Origin of the sequence: Xanthomonas translucens pv. undulosa (genome assembly GCF_017301775.1) — a bacterium.
Taxonomy (GTDB): domain Bacteria; phylum Pseudomonadota; class Gammaproteobacteria; order Xanthomonadales; family Xanthomonadaceae; genus Xanthomonas_A; species Xanthomonas_A translucens.
Window position 1 is genome coordinate 1732164 of the sequence record NZ_CP063993.1, and the last position, 20411, is coordinate 1752574.

Below are 20411 nucleotides of genomic sequence, written 5' to 3' on the forward strand. Positions count from 1 at the left end.
CATGAGCAACACCGACATCGCCCAGGACACCATCAATGCCGCCGTCTGGGGTGCCTGCGACACCTTCCGCGGCACCGTGGACCCCAGCGTCTACAAGGACTACGTGCTGACCATGCTGTTCCTGAAATACGTCTCCGACGTCTGGCAGGACCACTACGATGACTACAAGGCCAAGCATGGCGACAAGCCCGGCCTGATCGAAGAACTGCTCAAGAGCGAGCGCTTCGTGCTGCCGCACACCGCCAACTTCTACACCCTGCACGCCCAGCGCCACCGCCCCGGCAACGGCGAGCGCATCGACAAGGCCCTGCATGCCATCGAAGACGCCAACCTGGGCAAGCTGCGCGACGTGTTCCAGGACATCAGCTTCAACGCCAACAAGCTCGGCGAGGAGCAGCAGAAGAACGACCTGCTGCGCCATCTGCTGGAAGACTTCGCCAAGCCGGCGCTCAACCTGCGCCCCTCGCGCATCGGCCAGCTGGACATCATCGGCAATGCCTACGAGTTCCTGATCAAGAACTTCGCCTCCAGCAGCGGCAAGAAGGCCGGCGAGTTCTACACCCCGCCGGAAGTCTCCGCGCTCATGGCGCGGCTGATGGATCCACAGCAAGGCGACGAGATCTGCGACCCCACCTGCGGCTCCGGCTCGCTGCTGCTCAAGTGCGGCCGCCTGATCCGCGAACGCACCGGCACCGGCAACTACGCGCTCTACGGCCAGGAGGCCATCGGCAGTACCTGGGCGCTGGCCAAGATGAACATGTTCCTGCACGGCGAAGACAACCACCGCATCGAATGGGGCGACACCATTCGCAACCCCAAATTGTTGAACGTCAATGCCTTGAAGCAATTCGATATCGTCGTCGCCAATCCGCCGTTCTCGCTGGAAAAGTGGGGACACGACAGCGCCGACAACGACCCGCACGACCGCTTCCGCCGTGGCGTGCCGCCGCGCACCAAGGGCGACTACGCCTTCATCCTGCACATGATCGACGTCATGAAGCCCAAGTCTGGGCGTATGGCCGTGGTGGTGCCGCACGGCGTGCTGTTCCGTGGCGCCGCCGAAGGCCGCATCCGCCAGAAACTGATCGACGAAAACCTGCTGGACGTGGTGATCGGCCTGCCGGAAAAGTTGTTCTATGGCACCGGCATCCCCGCCGCCGTGCTGGTGTTCCGCAAGAAAAAGGCCGACGACAAGGTGCTGTTCATCGACGCCAGCCGCCACTACCAGGACGGCAAGAACCAGAACCTGCTGCGCGAACGCGACCTGCAGCGCATCCTGGACACGGTGCAGGCGCGCCAGAACGTGGACAAGTACGCCTACCTGGCCAGCCCGGCCGAGATCGCCGGCAACGACTACAACCTCAACATTCCCCGCTATGTGGACACCTTCGAGGAAGAAGCAGAAATCGACCTGATGGCCGTGCGCCGCGAGCGCGAACAGCTCAAGAGCGAACTGGCAAAGCTCGAGGAGCAGATGGCAGGGTATTTGAAGGAACTGGGCTATGAGTAAGGCGCCAAAACCCAGCACGCCAACCACGGCGGCAGAGCCGGTTGATTTCGATGCGCCAGCCAGCGCAGAAAGCCAGGGCGAGTTCGTTCTCTACACCACCGATGACGGCCTCACCCGCGTTGAAATGCGGGCCGAAGGCGGCTCACTGTGGCTCAGCCAGGCCGAAATCGCCACGCTGTTCCAGAGCACCCCCCAGAACGTCACCCAACATGTGAAAGCGATCTATGCCGAGGGTGAAGCCGATCCCGAGGCAACCTGTAAGTCCGGCTTACAAGTTCGCCAGGAGGGTGGCCGGCTGGTCCGCCGCAACGTGCGCTTCTACAGCCTGGAGATCATTCTGGCCGTGGGCTACCGTGCGCGCTCTGCACGGGGCACGCAGTTCCGCCAATGGGCGACAGCCCACCTGAGCGAGTACCTGCTCAAGGGCTTCGTGCTCGACGACGAGCGCCTGAAGAACCCACCCGTGGGGGATTCGGTCTTGCCTGATCGCTTCGGCGAGTTGCTGGAGCGCATCCGCGACATCCGCGCCAGCGAACGGCGCATGTACCTGCGGGTGCGCGAAATCTTCGCCCTGGCGGCGGACTATGCCCCCACGCTGCCCGAGACCACGACCTTTTTCCGCATCATCCAGAACAAGCTGCACTACGCCGTGTCGGGCCAGACTGCAGCCGAAATCATCCGCCAGCGTGCCGACCATACCCAACCCAACATGGGCCTCACCAGCACCCGCAAGGAGCAGGTGCAGAAGGCCGACGTGAGCGTGGCAAAGAATTATCTTGCCGAAGCAGAGATCACCGAACTCAACCGCATCGTCACCATGTGGCTGGACTTCGCTGAAGATCAGGCCACGCGTCGCAAAGAGGTCTTCCTGAAGGATTGGGCCGAGAAGCTCGACGCCTTTCTCAGCTTCAACGACCGCCAAGTGCTGGCAGGCGCTGGCAAGGTGTCGCACAAGCAGGCCGTGGCACATGCCCAGAGCGAGTACGAGCAATTTGCGGCGCAGCGGCGTGCGGCGCTGGAAGCGGAAGGGAAGGCCTATACCGTGCGCATGCTGGGTGCGGGGTCAACCGATGACAGCACGCTGTCCGAATTGAGCAAGGTTGCTAAGCGGCTGACGAAGAAAGGGGGTGGGCGCAATGCTACCTAAGGGATGGAAAAAGCAAACAGTCGAAGACTGCGCAGACTTATTGACCGGCAATGCGTTCCGCAGTGAAGACTATGTGGAAGCTGGAGAATCAGCGGTAAGACTGCTTCGCGGCGACAACATTATTCAAGGCTCGTTACGCTGGGACGATGCCAAGTACTGGGCGACGCCCTACATTGAAGCACTCCAACGATATGAAATGCGCGCGGGTGACATCGTCCTTGCGATGGATCGTCCAATCGTGAATGCCGGGCTGAAGTGCAGTGTTGTTCGCCAGCAGGATTTGCCTTCGCTACTGGTTCAACGAGTCGCCAGAGTTCGTGCCAAGAAGAATTTCGACCAGGAGTACCTGGCACAGGTTCTACAGACGCACCGGTTTATCGAACATCTGAGAGGGCAGAAAACCGAGACGGCGATTCCTCACATCAGTCCGAATGACATCAGAGAGTTTGAATTTCCATGCCCATTGAACTCCGATGAGCAACGTCGCATCGCCCACATCCTCTCCACCTGGGATCAAGCCATCGCCACCACAGAGCGTTTGCTGGCAAACGGCCGAATGCAATGGAACGCCCTAATCGGCCTTACCCTGCACCTGCCTTCCGCCAACCGAGATGCTTCGGCGCCAGCAGAAAACAGCGGCTTTCCTGCTTCGGTGCAACCCGGCATACCCACGTTGCCGCCCGCACCCCCAGGCTGGCGTCGCATTCAATTGCGCGACCATCTCAAAGAAGTGCGTCGCCCGGTGGCCCTGGTGAACGATGAAACCTACACGCTGGTGACCGTCAAACGGTCCCGTGGCGGCGTGGAACTGCGCGAGGTTTTGCAAGGCAACGAAGTCAAAACGCCAACGCAGTTCTATGTCCATGCGGATGACTTCCTGATTTCAAAGCGTCAGATCGTGCACGGTGCTTGCGGCATCGTGCCGCCAGCGCTGGATGGCGCAGTGGTCTCCAACGAATACGCCGTTCTCAACACAGATGGCGAGATCGACCTGCGGTTTTTGCGCTATCTGTCCGAATCGCGATACTTTCAGCAGACGTGCTTCCACTCCAGCATCGGCGTGCATGTTGAAAAGATGATTTTCAAGACCGACCACTGGCTCAACTGGCCATTCAACATTCCGCCGCTGGCACAACAAGAGTACATCGTCGGAATCTTGGACACGGCGAGCCGTGAGATCGCCTCCATTTCAGAGCAGTTGAAGGCGCTCAAGCGCGAAAAGTCCGCGTTGATGGCTCAATTGCTGACCGGCAAGCGCCGCGTGCACCTGCCCGCCGACGAGACCGTATCCGCATGACCCAGACCCACACCGCCCCCGACACCCGCGAACAGGCCAGCGCGCAGCTGCCCGCCCTGCACCTGCTGTGCAACCTGGGCTGGCACTACCTGAGCGCCGCCGACTGCCTGGCGCTACGCGGAAGTACCCGCGAGGTACTGCTGCTGCCGCGGCTGCTGGAGGTGCTGCAGACCCGGCGCTACCGCTACAAGGGCCAGGACTACCCGCTCTCGCCCGGCGCCATCGACCAGATCGTGCGCGAGCTGTCGGCGCTGCCGCTGGGCGAGGGGCTGCTGGCCGCCAACGAGGCGTTGTACAAGCGGCTGGCGCTGGGCATCACCGTCACCGAGTTCATGCCCGACGGCAAGAAGCACCAGCCCACCATCGCGGTGATCGACTGGACCGACCCGGCCGCCAACCGCTGGGACATCACCGAGGAATGCGAGGTGCTGTCCGCGCAGGGCACCCACACCCGCACCCCGGACATCGTGGGCTACGTCAACGGCCTGCCGCTGGTGGTGATCGAAACCAAGCGCGCCGATGCCGGGCATGCCGGCAAGTCGATGGTGGCCGAGGCCATCAGCCAGCAGTTGCGCAACCAGCGCGCGGAGGAGATTCCGCAGCTGTTCGCCTATGCGCAGCTGCTGCTGGCCATCAGCCTGACCGAGGCGCGCTACGGCACCACGCTCACCCCGGCCAAGTTCTGGGCGCGCTGGCGCGACGAGCAGTTCAACGAAGCGCAGCTGAGCCAGATCAAGAATGCGCCGCTGCCCGCTGCCACCGGCGATGCGCTACTGGCCGGCAAGCCGGCCGCGCTGCGCACCTACTGCCAGGCGCTATGGGCACAGCCGATGCTGCCCACCGAGCAGGACCGGCTGCTGGCCGGCGTGCTGACCCCGGCGCGGCTGCTGGAATTCCTGCGCAACTTCGTGCTGTTCGACCGCAAGGTCGGCAAGCTGGTGGCGCGCTACCAGCAGTTCTTCGGCATCCGCGCGCTGCTGGCGCAACTCCGCAAGATCCGGCCCGATGGCGGCCGCGAGGGCGGCGTGCTCTGGCACACCACCGGCTCGGGCAAGAGCTTCACCATGGTGTTCCTGACCAAAGCGCTGCTGCTGGACCCAGAGCTGCAGGAATGCCGGGTGCTGGTGGTCACCGACCGCACCGACCTGGAAACCCAACTGGCGCGCAACTTCATCAGCGGCGGCGCGTTCGGCTCGGCCGTGGCCACCCGCAAGGAAGGCGAGCGCAGCAAGGCCACCACCGGCCGCGACCTGGCCCAACGCATCGGCCAGGGCAACGAGCGCATCACCTTCTCGCTGGTGCAGAAGTTCACCACCGCCGCCAAGCTGCCCGAGTGCCGCAACCCCTCGCCCGACCTGATCGTGCTGGTGGACGAAGGCCACCGCAGCCATGGCGGCGAAACCCACGAGCGCATGCGCAAGGCGTTGCCCAACGCGGCCTACCTGGCCTTTACCGGCACCCCGCTGCTGAAGGACGAGAAGACCGCCAACAAGTTCGGCCCGATCCTGCACGCCTATTCGATGCAGCGCGCGGTGGAAGACCAGACCGTGGCGCCGCTGCTGTACGAGGAGCGCGTGCCGGAGCTGGACATCAACGAGGCCGCGGTGACCCGCTGGTTCGACAAGATCACCGCCGGGCTGTCCGAGGCGCAGAGCAGCGACCTGAAGAAGAAGTTCGCCGGCAAGCGCGCGATCTACGGCGCTGGCAACCGCATCGAGCTGATCGCCTGGGACATCGCCGCGCATTACCACGAACACGTCAAACCCTTGGGCCTGAAAGGCCAGGTGGCCACCGACAGCAAACTCGATGCGATCCGCTACAAGCGCGCACTGGACGAGACCGGGCTGGCCAGCAGCGCGGTGGTGATCTCCCCGCCCGATACCCGCGAGGGCAACAGCGCGGTGGACGAGGACACCTTGCCGGAAGTGCAGAAGTGGTGGAAGCAGACCATCCTGGATGCCCGCATCACCCCGGAGGACTACGAGCGCGAGACGCTGCATGCCTTCGGTGGCGAGGGCGACCCGGAGTTGCTGATCGTGGTGGACAAGCTGCTTACCGGCTTCGACGAACCGCGCAACGGCGTGCTGTACATCGACAAGCCGCTGAAAGGCCACAACCTGATCCAGGCGGTGGCGCGGGTGAACCGCCTGCACGATGCCAAACGCCACGGCCTGCTGGTGGACTACCGCGGCATCCTGCCGGAACTGGACACCGCCGTGCGCGCCTACCGCGATCTGGAGAGCCGCACCCAGGCCGGCTTCGACGTGGCCGACCTGGACGGGCTGTATCACGCGGTCAGCACCGAGTACAAACGCCTGCCAACCCTGCATGCGCGGCTGTGGTCGTTCTTCGATGGACTGGACAGCCGGCACGACCCGGAGCAGTTCCGGCAACGGCTGAGCCCACGCTTCGTGCGCGGCGCCGATGGCGAGGAATACGACGAACGCCAGGCGCTGCGCGAAGACTTCTATGCGGCGCTGACCGAATTCGGCCTGTGCCTGCAGACGGCGCTGTCCTCGCGCAGCTTCTTCGAAGATCGCGACTTCCCCGACAGCCTGATCGACCGCTACAAGCAAGATCTGCGCTTCTTTTCCAGTCAGCGCCAGACCGCACGCCGCGATGCGATGGAAACCGTGGACTACGGCCTCTACGAAGAGCAGATCCGCAAGCTGGTGGACAAGCAGGTCATCGGCCGCGAGGTCCGCGAGTCGCAAGGCACGTACATCGTGCACGAATTGGGCAAGCACGAAGAGCCTGAGACCTGGCCCGAAGACAAGACACGCAACGAGGCCGACCTGATCCGCACCCGCCTGCGCAAGACCATCGAGCAGGACCTGGCCAGCGATCCGTATGCGCAGAAAATCTTCGGCGAACTGCTGCGGCAGGCGATCGCCGAGGCCGAAGCGATGTTCGACCACCCGCTCAAGCACTATGCGCTGTTCAAGACGTTCGAGCAGCGGCTGCAAGACGCGCACCTGCCCGGCATTCCCGACCGGCTGCACGCGCACCCGCACGCCAGGGCGTATTACGGCGCGATCCGGTTGGAACTGGGCGAGGAAGCGATGGCGGCACGACAACCCGACGAGGTGGACCGGCTGGTCGCCTTGGCGCTGGACATCGATGGCGTGGTACGCACGGCGGTGGCCGAGAATTCGCTGAACCAACAGAACATCGAATCGCAGATCCGCCAGCAGTTGTTGCCGCGCGTGTTCGACCTGGTGGGGCTGGAGCACGCCAAGGGGATCGTGGAGCAGGTGGTGCAGATCACGCGCCTTGGGCTGCGCCCGTCATGAATCTGCCGGCTGCAACCGCCATGCAGGTTCGCTACGGCGAGCGCACGATCCTGTGCCAGATCCGGCGCTCGCCACGCCGCCGCAAACGCAGTGTCGCCATCCATGTCGACGCCGATGGCGCAGTGCACCTGGATGCACCGCAGGACGCCAGCGACGCCGACATTCGCCAGGCGTTGCAGCGACGGGCCAGCTGGATCCACCGTCATCTGTTGGAGACCGAGGCACGCCGTCGCCTGTTGGCGCCGCGCGAGTACGTCAGCGGCGAGACGGTGCTGTACCTGGGGCGGCGCTATCGACTGAAGGTTTTGGTCGGTGCGCAAGGCGAACGCACTGCGCTGCGCGGCGGCTATCTCGAGGTGACAGTGCCGGCACGATCCGCGCAGGCCGTGCGCGCCACGCTCGAACGTTGGTTGCGCCAGCGTGCCAAGGACATTTTCCAGCAGCGCCTGGCCGCCACCGCCGAACCGCTGCGCTGGGTGCAGCACCCACCTGCACTAACGGTACGCAGCATGCAGCGGCGCTGGGGAAGCTGCTCCAGCAAGGGCCGCATCACGCTCAACGCCGGCCTGATCCATGCCTCGCGCGAATGCATCGACTACGTCATCCTGCATGAGCTGTGTCATCTGAAAGCCCATCATCATGGGCGGACCTTCCAGCGCCTGCTCGACGCGCACCTGCCGGACTGGAGAACGCTCAAGCAACGGCTCGATGGCATGGCCGAGCTTGTCATGCAGCGTTGATCGCCACGCTCGGCAATCTGGCGGCGCCACGGTGACGCTGGACTGATCCAGCGCCACGGTACGCCCGACGACCGGTCAAGCCGGCGCCGGCGCCACCGCGACTTCCGCCGTCGGCACCCCGGCCACCCGCAGCAACTGCTTGCGAAAACCCACCCACAGCGCCAGCGACAGCAGCGAGATGCCGCCGAGCAACAGGAACGCGGCGCGGTAGCCGAAGTCCTGCGCGATCCAGCCGCCCAGCGCCGGACTCAGCGCCGCGCCGATGCCCTGCACCGTCATCACCGCACCCTGGCCGACGTTGACCCGGCCGGTACCCTGCAGCAGCCGCGCCACCAGCGCCGGCACCACCACGCTCTGCAGGCCGGCGCCGACGCCGTCGAGAATCTGCACCGGGAACACGCCCCAGGCATGGATCAGGCTGGCCGCGATCAGGCCGCGCAGCGGCAGCGCCAGGAAGGTCAGCAGCATCACCCACCAATGCCCGCGCACGCGGATCAGGCGCATCGCCAGCAGCGAGGCCACCACCATGGTCGCCTGCGCGACGATGATCGTGGTCGCGGTCAGCGCACTGGGGTCGCTCTGGTGCGCGGCGACCACGGCCATGCCGTACAGCGGTAGCATCGCCGCATTGCCCAGGTGGAACAGCGCCAGCGCCAAGGCCAGCACCAGCAGCGGCTTGCAGGTCAGCAGCACCGACCAGCCGCTGGCGTGATCCGCGCCATGCGTGCCGGTCTCGGCCAGGCCGCGCGCGGCACGATGATCGATCGCATCGCGCGGGATCAGCAGCGCCGAGGCGATCGCCAGCACGCCGAAGCCACCGGTCAGCGCGAACACCGCGCCGAAACCGAATTTCCAACCGAGCAGGCCGGCCAGCGCCGCCGCGACCACGTTGCCGGCATGGCTGCCGACCTGGTTGCGCGCGATCTGGTGGTCGAACCCGGCCTGCCGCACCAGGCCCAGGGTGATGCCCGACAGCGCCGGGCCCAGCGCCGCGGCGGCGAGCGCGGTCATCACCTGCGCGGTCACCACGCCGGCGAAGCTCGGCGCCCACCACAGCAGCGCCGAGGCCAGCAGGATCAGGCTACAGCCGACCACCACGATGCTGCGTTTGCGCCTGGTCGCATCGACCAGCGCGCCACCCGGCGTGGTCGCGAGCATGCCGGCGATGCCGCCGACGCTCATCACCGAGCCGATCGCCGCCAGCGACCAGCCCTTGGACTGCAGGAACACGCTCAGGAACGGGCCGAGCCCGTCCTGCACATCGGCCATGGTGAAGCTCAGCGCCTCCAGCGCGCGCGTGCCGCGCGGGCGGGCGCTCGGCACGCCTGCCGGCGGCGCGCTCATTGCGGCACCGTGGCGCGGGCGGAACAGCGCGGGGAAACGTCTCGATGCGCACAGCGGAAAAGCGACATGGCGATGTCCTGGAAGCGCCGCCGCGACGACCGCGGCGAACCGCAAAACGATACGCGATGCAGGGGCCGTCGCGTCAACGCGACTCCCCCCGCGCTGCCCGGTTCAGTGCTTGGGTTTGGGCTTGGGCTTGTCGGCGGCGTGCGGCTTGGGCGGATGCGGCTTGGGCGCGATCGGCTGCAACGTCGCGGCCTTCGCGCCCAGTGCCTGCGCGTGGATCACCGTGCCGTGCGGGGAGACCAGCGCGTGGCCTTCCACCGCCAGCGGCTTGCCCACCGCCAACCATTTCGCCAGGGGCGCGGCGGCGTGCGGTGGGAAGCGCACGGTACTGTCGTCTTCGAGCAGCGCGCCGTGCACCTGTCCGTGTGGGCCATGCAGCAGCCGCGCGACGACGCCGCTGTGCTGGATCTTGGCCGGCTTTGCGTGCTTGTCGGGTTTTGCGGATTTTTCCGGCTTCTTGGCCGGCTTGTGTTCGCCGTTCGGCCCATGCGGCCCGCGGTCGGCGATGCGCTTGCCGCCGTCGGGATCGATCGCCAGCGCGACCAGCATGTCCACGCCGTAGGGCTTGAGGCCGCGCACGCCGAGCGCGATGCCCGGCTTGAGCGCTTTCAGCAACTGCGCCGACAGGTGCGGCGCGGTGTGCACCTCGGTGCCGTCGTCGAGCAGCAGGCCATCGACCTCGGCCTTGGGATTGAGCAGGAAGCGGGCGAGCGTGCCGCGGGTTTCGGGCAGGTAATCGGGATCGACCCAATGCATAGCGTGACTCCAATGAAAGGGGGTACCGGCGTCGCGCCGGTAGCGGCGCCCGCCGCGGCAGGCGGGCGCCGGAGTGACATGGCCGGCCGACTCAGCGCGGTGCGGGCGGCGGCACCGGCGGCACCGGCGGCGCAGCAGGCGCGGCAGGCGCAGCGGGACTGCCCGGCGGCGGCGGCGGGACCGGCGGTGCGGGCGGTGCGGGCGGTGCGGGCGGTGCGAACAGGGTGCGCTGCGAGGCGCGGTCGCGGCCGAGCTGGGTCGCTTCCAGCGAGCGGCCGGCCGCGGTGGCCACACCGAACCCGCTGACGCTCAGCGGCGCGCCGACGCGCAGCAGCGTGGCGTATTGCAGGGCCACGTGCGGCGGCATCCGCACCACGGTGCCGTCGCTGAGCAGCACGCCGGCGGTGTCGCCGCCCGGGCCGTAGACCAGGCGTTCGATGCGGCCTTCGGCCCGCATCTGATTCAACGCAGGCGGAGTCGGCGGCAGCGGCGGGCCGGCCAGCGGGTTCGGCGGGCGGTCCACCACCTGCTTGCCGCTGCGCCGCGCGCTGATCGCACTGGCCTGCAGCAGCGGCAGCGTGCCCAGGCGATAGCCCTGCACGGTCACCGCATCGCCGCGACGCACCGCGGCCTGCAGGTCGGCCGACAGGTGCGGCGGGAAGCCGACCTGGGTGCCATCGCGCAGCCACAGCCCATCGACGTCGCCGTTGGGATTGAGCACGAAGCGCTCGACCGTGCCTTCCAGACTGACCGGCGTGGCGGCAACCGGCGGCGGCGGCGCGGGAGGCGCCTGTGGAGCGGGCGGCGGCGCGATACCGGCCGCAGCGGCGACAGGGCGCGCGGGCGGAGCCGGTACCTGCGCGGCGGCAGTGGCGGTGGCGATGGCCAGCGAGAAAGCGAGTGCGCTACGACGGATCATCGGAAGTTCTCCAGGGCGGCGAGGGAGGCCGCCTGCGCAGATGTCATAGCAGTATCCGTGCCAATTTCCAAGTATTTGATTCTGAAAGGTATAGTGCATGCGAACAGCCACCACGGGTGTCTGCGCTTCATCCACTGTCGTCCGTTTTGCGGACAGCTGTGGTGTCTGCCAGCGGACGCTTGGGGCGTTCTTCATTCGCTGCTCTGCAGGTCGCGGCTGTGGGGAAACGCGTCTGGCGGATTGGGGTGTTCGGTTTGGCGGGCGCGTTGCGGGGAGTGGGTGTCGCGGCTGAAGCCGCTCCTACAGGGGCTTGCGGTGAGCCAACCGGGTGCACTGTGGGAGGGACTTCATGCCCGACTGCGACCGGAGCCGGGAAGTTCCGCCGCTGCGCTCGTTGCGGCTGAAGCCTCCTGCAAAAGCATTGCTGTTGCGCCTGCGTCGATGCATTCGGGCGCGTTGTGGCTGGCCGCTGGCCCGCCTTAGCCCAGCCCGTAATCGTCGAGTTTGCGGTACAGCAGCTGGCGGTGGATGCCGAGCCGGCGCGCGGCTTCGGCGCGGTTGCCCTGCGCCTGCACCAGCGCCGCCTGGATCATCTGTTTCTCCAGTTGCGCGATCGCGTCGGGCAGGGTCAGCGCCAACGTATCCGCCGCCGGCGCCGCTGCATCGCCGGCCAATACCTCGTCCAGGTCGTGCGCCTCGATCGTCGGCGTGCGCACCAGCACCTGGCAACGCTGCATCGCATTGCGCAGCTCGCGCACATTGCCCGGCCAGGGATAGGCACGCAGCCGCGCCTGCGCCGCCGCCGACAGCGTGCGTGCGGCGCTGGCGCCGTCCTCGAGGAAATGCTGGGCCAGCAGCACGATGTCGTCACCGCGCTCGCGCAGCGGCGGCAGTTCGATCGGCACCACGTTGAGCCGGTAGCGCAGATCGCTGCGGAAGCGGCCGTCGGCGACCAGCTGCGCCAGCTCGCGGTGGGTGGCGGCGACCACGCGCACGTCCACCTTCTGCGCGCCGCGCCCGCCCAGCGGCGACACCTCGCCTTCTTGCAGGAAACGCAGCAACTTGGCCTGCATCGGCAATGGCATGTCGCCGATCTCGTCCAGGAACAAGGTGCCGCCGTCGGCTTCGCGGATCAGCCCGGCGCGATCGGCGACGGCGCCGGAGAAGGCGCCCTTGCGGTAGCCGAACAATTCGCTTTCGATCAGCTCGGCCGGGATCGCCGCGCAGTTGACCGCGACGAACGCGGCGCCGGCACGGGCGCTGGCGCGATGCAGTGCGCGCGCCACCAGTTCCTTGCCGGTGCCGGTCTCGCCGCTGACCAGCACCGGCAGGTCCGAGGCCGCGGCCAGGCCGATGCGCTTGTGCACGGTGCGCATCGCCGCGCTGTGGCCGAGCAGTGCACCGGCTTCCTCGGCCGGCGCCGCCAGCGCTGGCGGCGCGCTGGCGGCGCCGGCAGGCGCCTGCAGCGCGCGCTCCACCACTGCGACGATATCGGCGCGGCCCACTGGCTTGACCAGGTGATCGAACGCACCGAGCTTCATCGCCTCGATGGTGTTGCTGCTGGAGGCATAGGCGGTGAGCATCACCAGCGGCACCGCGGCGGCCTGCGCATCGTCCTGGCGTGCGCGCATCAGCGCGATGCCGTCCATGCCGGGCATGCGGAAATCGACGAAGGCCAGATCGATGCCGCCTGCACGCAACCGCGCCAGTCCGGCCTGCCCATCGGCGGCGGCGATCACCTCGTGGCCGAACGAGCGCAGCGTGGCCTGCAGCGTGCTCAGGAAAGCGGTGTCGTCGTCGACGATCAGGATGCGCGCCATGGCAGTTCCAGAATGAAGGAGGTGATGCCGCCATGGTGGACGTAGCGCACCTCGCCGCCGTGCGCGCGGGCGATCTCGCGCACCAGCGCCAGGCCCAGGCCGTTGCCGTCGCTGCGGCCGCTGGCGAAAGGTTCGAACAAATGCGCGGCCACCGGCGCCGGCACCGGTTCGCCGCGATTGGCCACGCTCAGCCGCAACAGGTCGGCGTCGGCGGCGACCGTCAGTGTGACCGCGGTGCCGGGCGTGGCGTGCTGCAGCGCGTTGCGCAGCAGGTTGTGCAAGGCGCGCGCGGCCTGCTGCGGATCCAGCATCCACTCGCTCGGCGCGTCCGCCAGTTGCAGCGCGATCGGCGGCGGCGGCTCGCCCCATTCGGACGGATCCAGCAGCGCCTGCAGCCACGGCTGCAGCGCCACCGTCTGCCGTTGCAGGCGGATCGGCTGGACCATGCCCAGCAGGCTTTCGACCACGCCATCCAGGCGCTGGATCTGCGCCAGCATCAGCTGCGCCTGCGCCTCGTCGAAGCCGCCCTCGCCGGCCGCGATCTGGTTTTCCAGGGCCAGGCGCAGGGTCGCGATCGGATTGCGGATCTCGTGCGCCACGGTGGCGGTCATGCGCCCGAGCGCGGCCAGCCGTTCGTGCCGCGACAGCTCTGCGCCAAGCCGCCGCGCCTCGGCCAGGGCCTGCGCACTGCGCTGCGCATAGTCGGTGACCGCTGCGCCGAGGCGGTCCAGCTCCGGCGCGCCGGTCGCCGGAATCGTCGGCACCTCCGCCGGCGTCGCCAAGGCCTGCTGGATGGCGTGCAAGCGCTGGCTCCAGCGGCGCACCACCCAGCCCAGGGCCGCCGCCGAGACCACCGCCAGCGCCAGGATCAGCGCCATGCCCACCGCCAGCGGGCGCCCGGCCGAGGCCTCGCCGGTCGCCGCGACCCGGGTCATCGCCCACGCTGCAGTGGTGCGGTCCAGCGCGCAGGCGGCGATCAGCAGCGTCTCGCGCTGGCCATCGCGCTGGTACTGCACGGGCTGCTGGCCGCCGACCGCGCGCTGCGCGGTGGCGACGATGGCATTGCGCTCGGCGGTCGGCACATCGGTCTTGTGCTCGCTGCCGTCGTAAGTGGGATAGGCATAGGCGATGAAGCCGCGCTGCCGCTGCCAGATTCCGCCCTCCACGCCCGCGGCGTCGGCCAGCACCAGTTGCACCACCACCGCGGCCAGGCCGGCGCCGTCGCTGCCGCGCGCGGCCGCGCTGGCGCCGTTGTAGCGCTGCACGATGCGCGTGCAGTCGCCCTGCAGCCGCGCCTGCGCCTCGCCCACGCGCACGCCTTCGCTGTGCCGGTAAAGGCCGAACAGCACCACCGCCATGCCCAGGCAGGCGGCGAGGATGACGATCCAGATCAGCAGCAACTGCCGCAACAGCGAACGGGGCATGGTCTACCGGGGATGCGAAAAAAGGGAAGGTAGCAGTGCGGCGAGCCGCCGCGCATGCACAGACGCGTTGCCGCCGTTGGCCGCTCAGCGCAGGTTGGTCTTGACCAGTTCGACAACCTCGTCGCCGCGCCCGCTCATCACCGCGCGCAGCAGGTACAGGCCCATGCCCTTGGCCTGCTCCAGCTTGATCGCCGGCGGAATCACCAGCTCCTGGGTGGCCACGCGCACATCGAGCAGCACCGGCCCCGGATACGAAAAGGCCTGGCGCAGCGCCGGCTCCAGTTGCGCCGATGCGTCCACGCGCAGGCCGAGGATGCCCATCGCATTGCTCATGGCCGCGAAGTCCGGGTTGCGCAGGTCGGTGCCGGTATCCAGATACCCGGCCGACTTCATCTCCATCGCCACGAAGCCGAGCGAGGCGTTGTTGTAGACCACCACCTTCACCGGCAGGCCCAGTTGCGCCAGCGAGATGAAGTCGCCCATCAGCATGCTGAAGCCGCCGTCGCCGCACAGCGCGATCACCTGCCGGTGCGGGAACTGCGCCTGCGCGCCCAGCGCCTGCGGCATCGCGTTGGCCATCGAGCCGTGGTTGAACGAGCCGAGCAGGCGGCGCTTGCCGTTCATGGTCAGGTAGCGCGCCGCCCACACCGTGGGCGTGCCGACATCGCAACTGAAGATCGCGTCCTCGTCGGCCAGCGCATCGATCATCCGGGTCAGGAACTGCGGATGCAGCGGTTCGCCGGGCGCGGCCGCCACCGCCAGCGCGTCGAGGCCTTCGCGCGCCTTGCGGTAGTGCGCCAGCGATTTTTCCAGGAAGTCGCGCTGTGCACGCCGCTGCAGTTTCGGCAGCAATGCGGCGATGGTCTCGCGTACGTCGGCGGCGATGCCCAGCTGCAGCGGCGTGCGCCGGCCCAGCGCGGCTGGATCGCGATCGACCTGCACGATGGCCGCGTCCTGCGGATAGAACTGGCGGTAGGGGAAATCGGTGCCGAGCATCAGCAACGTGTCGCAGTTGAGCATGGCCTGGTAGCCGGAACTGAAACCGATCAGGCCGGTCATGCCGACATCGAACGGGTTGTCCCACTCCACGTATTCCTTGCCGCGCAGCGCGTGCACGATCGGCGCGCCGAGCAGGTCGGCCAGCGCCACCAGTTCGTCGTGTGCGCCGGCGCAGCCGCTGCCGCACAGCAGCGTGGTCGCCGCGCTCGCCTGCAGCAGTTCGGCCAGGCGTTCCAGGTCGGCATCGGCCGGCAGGATCCGCGGCGGCGTCAACGCCGGCCATGCGCTCGACGTGCCCTTGGGCAGCTCCTGCAGCGCCACGTCGCCGGGAATCACCACCACCGCCACGCCCTGTTTCAGGATGGCGGTGCGCATCGCCCGGTGCAGCACCTCCGGCATCTGCGCCGGGTTGGTGACCAGCTCGACGTAGTGGCTGCACTCGCGGAACAGTTCCTGCGGATGGGTTTCCTGGAAGTAGCCCAGGCCGATCTCGGAAGAAGGGATATGCGCGGCGATCGCCAGCACCGGCTGATGGCTGCGATGGCAATCGAACAGGCCGTTGATCAGGTGCAGGTTGCCCGGGCCGCAGCTGCCGGCGCAGACCGCGAGCTTGCCGCTCAGCGCGGCCTCGGCGCCGGCCGCGAACGCGGCCACCTCCTCGTGGCGCACGTGCATCCACTGGATGCTGTCCATCTGCCGCAATGCATCGGTCAGCCCGTTGAGACTGTCGCCGGTGACGCCCCAGATGCGTTCGACCCCGGCGCTGTGCAGGGTTTCGGCCAGATGCCGGGCGATGCTGAGTTTCGGCACGTGCGCTGCTCCGCGTGAGGGGAGTGGGAGCGTCCCACGGGCCGCGTAAGTCCGGCGTCACGGAGCGGCCCGCGCGCTGCCAGCGCGCCGGCGTGGGTCCGCAGGGCGACGTCAGTGGCTGGAGTCGCCGAGGCGCGCCACGCTGCCGGCGGATGCCGGGTGCGCGGCGGCTGGCTCCGTCGCATCGCTCAGGAACCGGTTCAGCGCCTTGCTGTAGTGGTGGACATTCGCGTGATAGCCGTAGAAAGGATTGGCGGAGGGCTTGGGCGGCGCTCCGTCGAGTCCGTCGTCCGGCTTCAGGCCCAGGCTGATACGCACCAGGCCGGTGCCATGCAAACGCACCGTCTTGAGGTTGTCGACCAGGTTGCGGCGCGGCGCATGCGCCGCATTGAGCGTGACGATCACGCCATGGGATGACCTGAGATCGTAATGCGGGCTGTCCGCGAGCGCATGCTTCACCTGCGCTCGATTGAACAGCGCCGGGTCGGCCAGGACCAGCGATGGCGGATGGCTGAGCCTGCGTGCGCCTTGCAGCCCGGCGGCGAACATCTGTGCCGAGCCGCCGCCCAACGACAGGCCACAAACGCGCCGTATGCTGACATCCTCTCGCTCTCCCAATGCCTTCGCAACGAGGCTGCCGGCTTCCTTGGCCCACCGATAGACCTGGCCGACGCCGCCTTTGACGGTCGTGCCGATCTGGCGCGCTAACGCATCGGGAAGACCGTCGAAATAGATATCGACCTCGGTCCTTTCCGACCGGGTGTGCGGGTCGGTAACGGTCCTCTCTCTCAGCCACAGGTGGGTATGCTCCGCCAGCCACTGCAACCGTTCACGGTCGCTCAGCTTGATATTCGAATGTGACATCAAACGGGATCGTTTGATGACTTCATTCTCTTCAAGGCAGTCATAGCGCTTGAACACGCTGTGCAAGCCCATGTCCAGACGCTCGCGCATGTCTGCCAACAGCTGGGCGCGGGCGGTAGGATCGTGCAGCGCGTGCGCGTCGATCGGACCAAGGTTCAATGCCTGCGCCAGGCTGCCCAGCTGCTCCCCGGACAGCGACTGCAGCGTCGCATCCGGTTGCTTCACCAGCTTGATGTGCTTGACCGCCGATGGCGCCGCGGTGGTCGCTGACGCGCCCGCGGTGGCGACTGGCGGCGGCGTGCCGGCCGCACTGCTGCTGGTGGAGGGCGGCACAGCTGACGACATGGATGGCACCGCGCTCGGCGGGCTTCCCGCGACGGCGGCGTCCAACGCTTCCTTGCGCGCTGCATGGCGCAGCAACGCGCCCAATGGACCGCGCGTTCCCGGCGGAAGATCCGCGGTGACGGGAGGGGACATCAGGCTCGCCAAGTCGGCGTGGGTCTGCGCCGGCAAGCTGACCCAACTGGACGCCGCGGTGGGCACCGGCGCGGGACGGCCGGACCGAGTTGCGTTCTGGCGCAACAGCTGCGGACGGCGCGGCAAGCCGTCGACGACCGACGACGATGCCGGATCGTGCGCCGCGGCCGCCGAAGACGTCACGGCCGCGCTCGCTGCAGGCGCCGCTGCAGCGGTTGGCTTCTTGCCGAACAGTCTCGAAGAATATGGAAATTTCATCCTGGCCCGCCAATGCAGCGCTTCCCGACCTTTGCGACAACTGCGGCCATCGGCATGCGCCAGCGGCGCATGTGTGCACGCGGCGGCACCATCGGCCCACGGCAGACGTACGCTGTCTGGATCCGCTGGATGGCGTTGCGTTGCCACTTCGTGTCGCAGGAGGCTGCCTGGCAGGCGATACGCAAGCTCTTCGTTTGCCTTGAACAAGGTCTACAAGGCTACGCGTGCGCCATGCCGTGCTTCCCGCGCACAGCCGAAAAAACAACCGCGTTTTCGAAGCAGCGCCTGCCGAACGGCCGGCCAGCGGCGTGGCGGCATTGCATGCATGCCCGGCAGCGGGCATGGGCAGCAGCCAAGCGGGCAATGAACCCGCCGGTGTTTTCCGGCTGCGCTCGTGGGGACGGCTACCGACCCCGAACTCAACCCGCGTGGGTCGCCTGCCGCAAGCGGTGGGCGTGCCGCGGCCGGCTCGGGAAGGCGTGGCGCACGATCCGCCACATCACCTGGCCGAACTGGCGCGGCAGCGAGCCGGTGTTGTAGTGCTGGCCGTAGCGCGCGCAGATCGCCTTCACCTCGACCGCCAGCGCCGCGTAGCGGTTGGCCGGGATGTCGGGGTAGAAGTGGTGTTCGATCTGGTGGCTCAGGTTGCCCGACAGCACGTTCAACAGCTTACCGCCGGCCAGGTTGGAAGAACCGCGCAGCTGGCGCAGATACCAGTGGCCGCGCGACTCGCCCTTGATCGACTCCTTCGGGAACGTCTCCGCATCGGCGGTGAAGTGGCCGCAGAAGATGATCACGAAGGTCCAGATGCTGCGCAGCACATTGGCGGTGAGGTTGCCCAACAGCACGGTCAGGAAGAACGGGCCGGCCAGCGCCGGGAAGAGCACGTAGTCCTTCAGGATCTGCCGGCCCATCTTGCGCCCGACCGGGGCGAAGCTGCGGCGCAACTCGCCGCGCTTCATCTTGCCGGCGAACCAGCGGCCCAGGCGCAGGTCCTGGATCGCCACGCCCCATTCGAACAGCAGCGCGAACACCACCGCAATGAACGGCTGCGCCAGGTAGAACGGGCGCCAGCGCTGCTCGGGGAAGATCCGCAACAGGCCGTAGCCGATGTCGTCGTCCATGCCGCGCACGTTGGTATAGGTGTGGTGCTTGAAGTTGTGCGTTTTGCGCCAGTTGTCACCGGTGGCGACGATATCCCACTCGTAGGTGTTGCCGTTGAGATGCGCATCGCCCATCCAGTCGTACTGGCCGTGCATCACGTTGTGGCCCAGCTCCATGTTCTCCAGGATCTTGGACAGGGTCAGCAGCGCCACGCCGGCGATCCACGCCGGCCACAGCACGCTGTGCACGAACGCGCCCAGGAACAGCAGCGCGCGCCCGGCCAGGCCGGTGTAGCGCACCGCGGCGACGATGCGGCGGATGTAGCGTGCGTCGGCCTCGCCCAGGGTAGCGACGGTGCGCACGCGCAGCGCGTCGAGTTCGTCGCCGAAGGCCTGCAGTTCGGCCGGGGTCAGTGCGCGGTTGCGGGGAACAGCCATGAGAAGTCCTTCAAAGGTCCAGGATCAGGTCGCTGCTGGCGCTGTTGATGCACAGCTTCAGCATCGAACCCGGTTCGGTGGCGTGCGCGCCGGTGAGCAGGTCGCGGGTCGCACCGGACTGCTTGCCGCAGGCACAGCTGTTGCAGATGCCCATGCGGCAGCCGTGCTTCGGGCGCAGGCCCTCGGCTTCCAGCGCGCTGAGCAGCGATTGCCCGCGCGGCAGCTGCAGCACTCGGCCGCTACGCGCCAGGGTCACCGCGACCGTGCCGTGTTCGGCATCGGCCAGTTGCGGCGGACTGAACGCCTCGGCCTGGAAGCGCGCGACCCTGCCCTCCAGGCGGGTACGCGCAGCCTGCACGAAACCGCCGGGGCCACAGGCCAGCACCTGCGCCTGTTGCAGCCCGGCCAGGTGCGCCAGCGGCAGCGTGTCCACGCGCGGCGCCGGCGCGGCGCCTTCGCCGGTGACCGCCAGCTGCAGGCGGAAACGCGGGTGCGCGGCGGCCAGCGCCTGCAGTTCCTCGACGAAGCACAACTGGTCGCTGCGCCGCGCCCAATAGATCAGGTCCACGTCGGCGGGCATGCCGGCCGCGGCCAGTTGCCGCAGCAGTGCGCGCATCGGGGTGATGCCGCTGCCGGCGGCCAGCAGCAGCCAGCGTCCCTGCGGCGCGGCGGGCAGCACCATGTCGCCGAACGCCTGGCCCAGTTCGAAAGTCTCCCCGATCCGCGCGGTGTCGGCCAGATACTGGCTGACGCGGCCGCCGTCGATCGCCTTGACCGTGATCGCCAGGCGCCCGCCCGGCAGCGGCGTGGGGCTGTAGCTGCGGGTCAGGCGGCGCCCGTCGATCTCCACGCCCAGCTGCACGTGCTGGCCGGCGCGCAGGCCGCGCCAGTGACGGTTAGCCTTGAGGATCAGGGTTACCGCATCGCTGCTGGCGCGTTCGCGCTGCAGCAGCCGCGCACGCGGGCGTTGCCAGGTCCACAGCGGATGCAGCCGCGTGGACCAGAAATCGAACACCTCCGGCTGCACCCAGGCGCGCAGGGCGCGGGTAGCGGAGCGGGTGGCGGCAGGACGGCGGGCAGCGTTCATGGCGACTACTATACAGACGCAGATACAGATGTCTATACAGTTGTATATTCACGAAGAGG

14 protein-coding genes are annotated in these 20411 nt (G+C 67.7%); 5 read left to right on the forward strand and 9 right to left on the reverse strand.

Translation table 11 applies throughout. The annotated features are described in order from the left end of the window. Position 1: 1 nt before the first annotated feature. The 5 genes from ISN38_RS07365 to ISN38_RS07385 are packed head-to-tail and all read left to right on the forward strand — an operon-like array spanning position 2 to position 7987. Positions 2-1510: a type I restriction-modification system subunit M gene (locus ISN38_RS07365; RefSeq protein WP_003469776.1), complete on the forward strand. Its 1509-nt coding sequence runs from the start codon at positions 2-4 to the stop codon at positions 1508-1510. Beyond that, positions 1503-2657 (forward strand): virulence RhuM family protein, encoded by a 1155-nt coding sequence (locus ISN38_RS07370; RefSeq protein ID WP_206712127.1) that lies wholly within the window; start codon positions 1503-1505, stop codon positions 2655-2657. The genes ISN38_RS07365 and ISN38_RS07370 overlap by 8 nt, the downstream gene beginning before the upstream one ends. A 40-nt stretch (positions 2658-2697) precedes the next feature. Further along, positions 2698-3954, forward strand: coding sequence for a restriction endonuclease subunit S (locus ISN38_RS07375; protein WP_241753991.1), 1257 nt, complete (start codon positions 2698-2700; stop codon positions 3952-3954). Beyond that, positions 3951-7247, forward strand: a complete 3297-nt coding sequence (locus ISN38_RS07380) for a type I restriction endonuclease subunit R (RefSeq protein ID WP_206712129.1) — start codon at positions 3951-3953, stop codon at positions 7245-7247. Before ISN38_RS07375 ends, ISN38_RS07380 begins: the two co-directional genes overlap by 4 nt. Positions 7248-7267: 20 nt before the next feature. Next, positions 7268-7987, forward strand: a complete 720-nt coding sequence (locus tag ISN38_RS07385) for a YgjP family zinc-dependent metalloprotease (RefSeq protein ID WP_003469785.1) — start codon at positions 7268-7270, stop codon at positions 7985-7987. Positions 7988-8062: 75 nt separating this feature from the next. Here ISN38_RS07385 and ISN38_RS07390 read toward each other — a convergent pair whose 3' ends face one another. The 9 genes from ISN38_RS07390 to ISN38_RS07430 all read right to left on the reverse strand — a co-directional run bounded on the left by ISN38_RS07390 (position 8063) and on the right by ISN38_RS07430 (position 20352). Continuing rightward, a complete protein-coding gene (locus ISN38_RS07390; protein ID WP_003469788.1) occupies positions 8063-9331 on the reverse strand; it encodes an MFS transporter in 1269 nt (422 codons plus the stop codon). Positions 9332-9502: 171 nt separating this feature from the next. Further along, entirely contained in the window at positions 9503-10153 is a 651-nt protein-coding gene (locus tag ISN38_RS07395) for a hypothetical protein (RefSeq protein ID WP_206712130.1), read from the reverse strand. 91 nt (positions 10154-10244) lie between these two features. Further along, positions 10245-11072 carry a hypothetical protein gene (locus tag ISN38_RS07400; RefSeq protein ID WP_206712131.1) on the reverse strand — a complete coding sequence of 276 codons (828 nt, stop codon included), beginning with the start codon at positions 11070-11072 and terminating at the stop codon, positions 10245-10247. A gap of 479 nt (positions 11073-11551) precedes the next feature. Next, positions 11552-12892 carry a sigma-54-dependent transcriptional regulator gene (locus tag ISN38_RS07405; RefSeq protein WP_058358909.1) on the reverse strand — a complete coding sequence of 447 codons (1341 nt, stop codon included), beginning with the start codon at positions 12890-12892 and terminating at the stop codon, positions 11552-11554. Next, positions 12877-14316: a sensor histidine kinase gene (locus ISN38_RS07410; protein WP_058358908.1), complete on the reverse strand. Its 1440-nt coding sequence runs from the start codon at positions 14314-14316 to the stop codon at positions 12877-12879. The genes ISN38_RS07405 and ISN38_RS07410 overlap by 16 nt, the downstream gene beginning before the upstream one ends. Positions 14317-14400: 84 nt before the next feature. Then, positions 14401-16110, reverse strand: coding sequence for a ubiquinone-dependent pyruvate dehydrogenase (poxB, locus tag ISN38_RS07415; RefSeq protein WP_176716992.1), 1710 nt, complete (start codon positions 16108-16110; stop codon positions 14401-14403). Positions 16111-16236: 126 nt separating this feature from the next. Then, the gene (locus ISN38_RS07420) at positions 16237-17931 is read right to left on the reverse strand and encodes a polycystic kidney disease 1-like 3 (protein WP_241753992.1); all 1695 of its coding nucleotides are present in this window, start codon (positions 17929-17931) and stop codon (positions 16237-16239) included. A 212-nt stretch (positions 17932-18143) separates the two neighbouring features. Then, positions 18144-19265, reverse strand: a complete 1122-nt coding sequence (locus tag ISN38_RS07425; RefSeq protein ID WP_003469046.1) for a fatty acid desaturase family protein — start codon at positions 19263-19265, stop codon at positions 18144-18146. Between the two features lie 10 nt (positions 19266-19275). Further along, positions 19276-20352 (reverse strand): ferredoxin reductase, encoded by a 1077-nt coding sequence (locus tag ISN38_RS07430; RefSeq protein ID WP_003469043.1) that lies wholly within the window; start codon positions 20350-20352, stop codon positions 19276-19278. Positions 20353-20411: the final 59 nt, after the last annotated feature.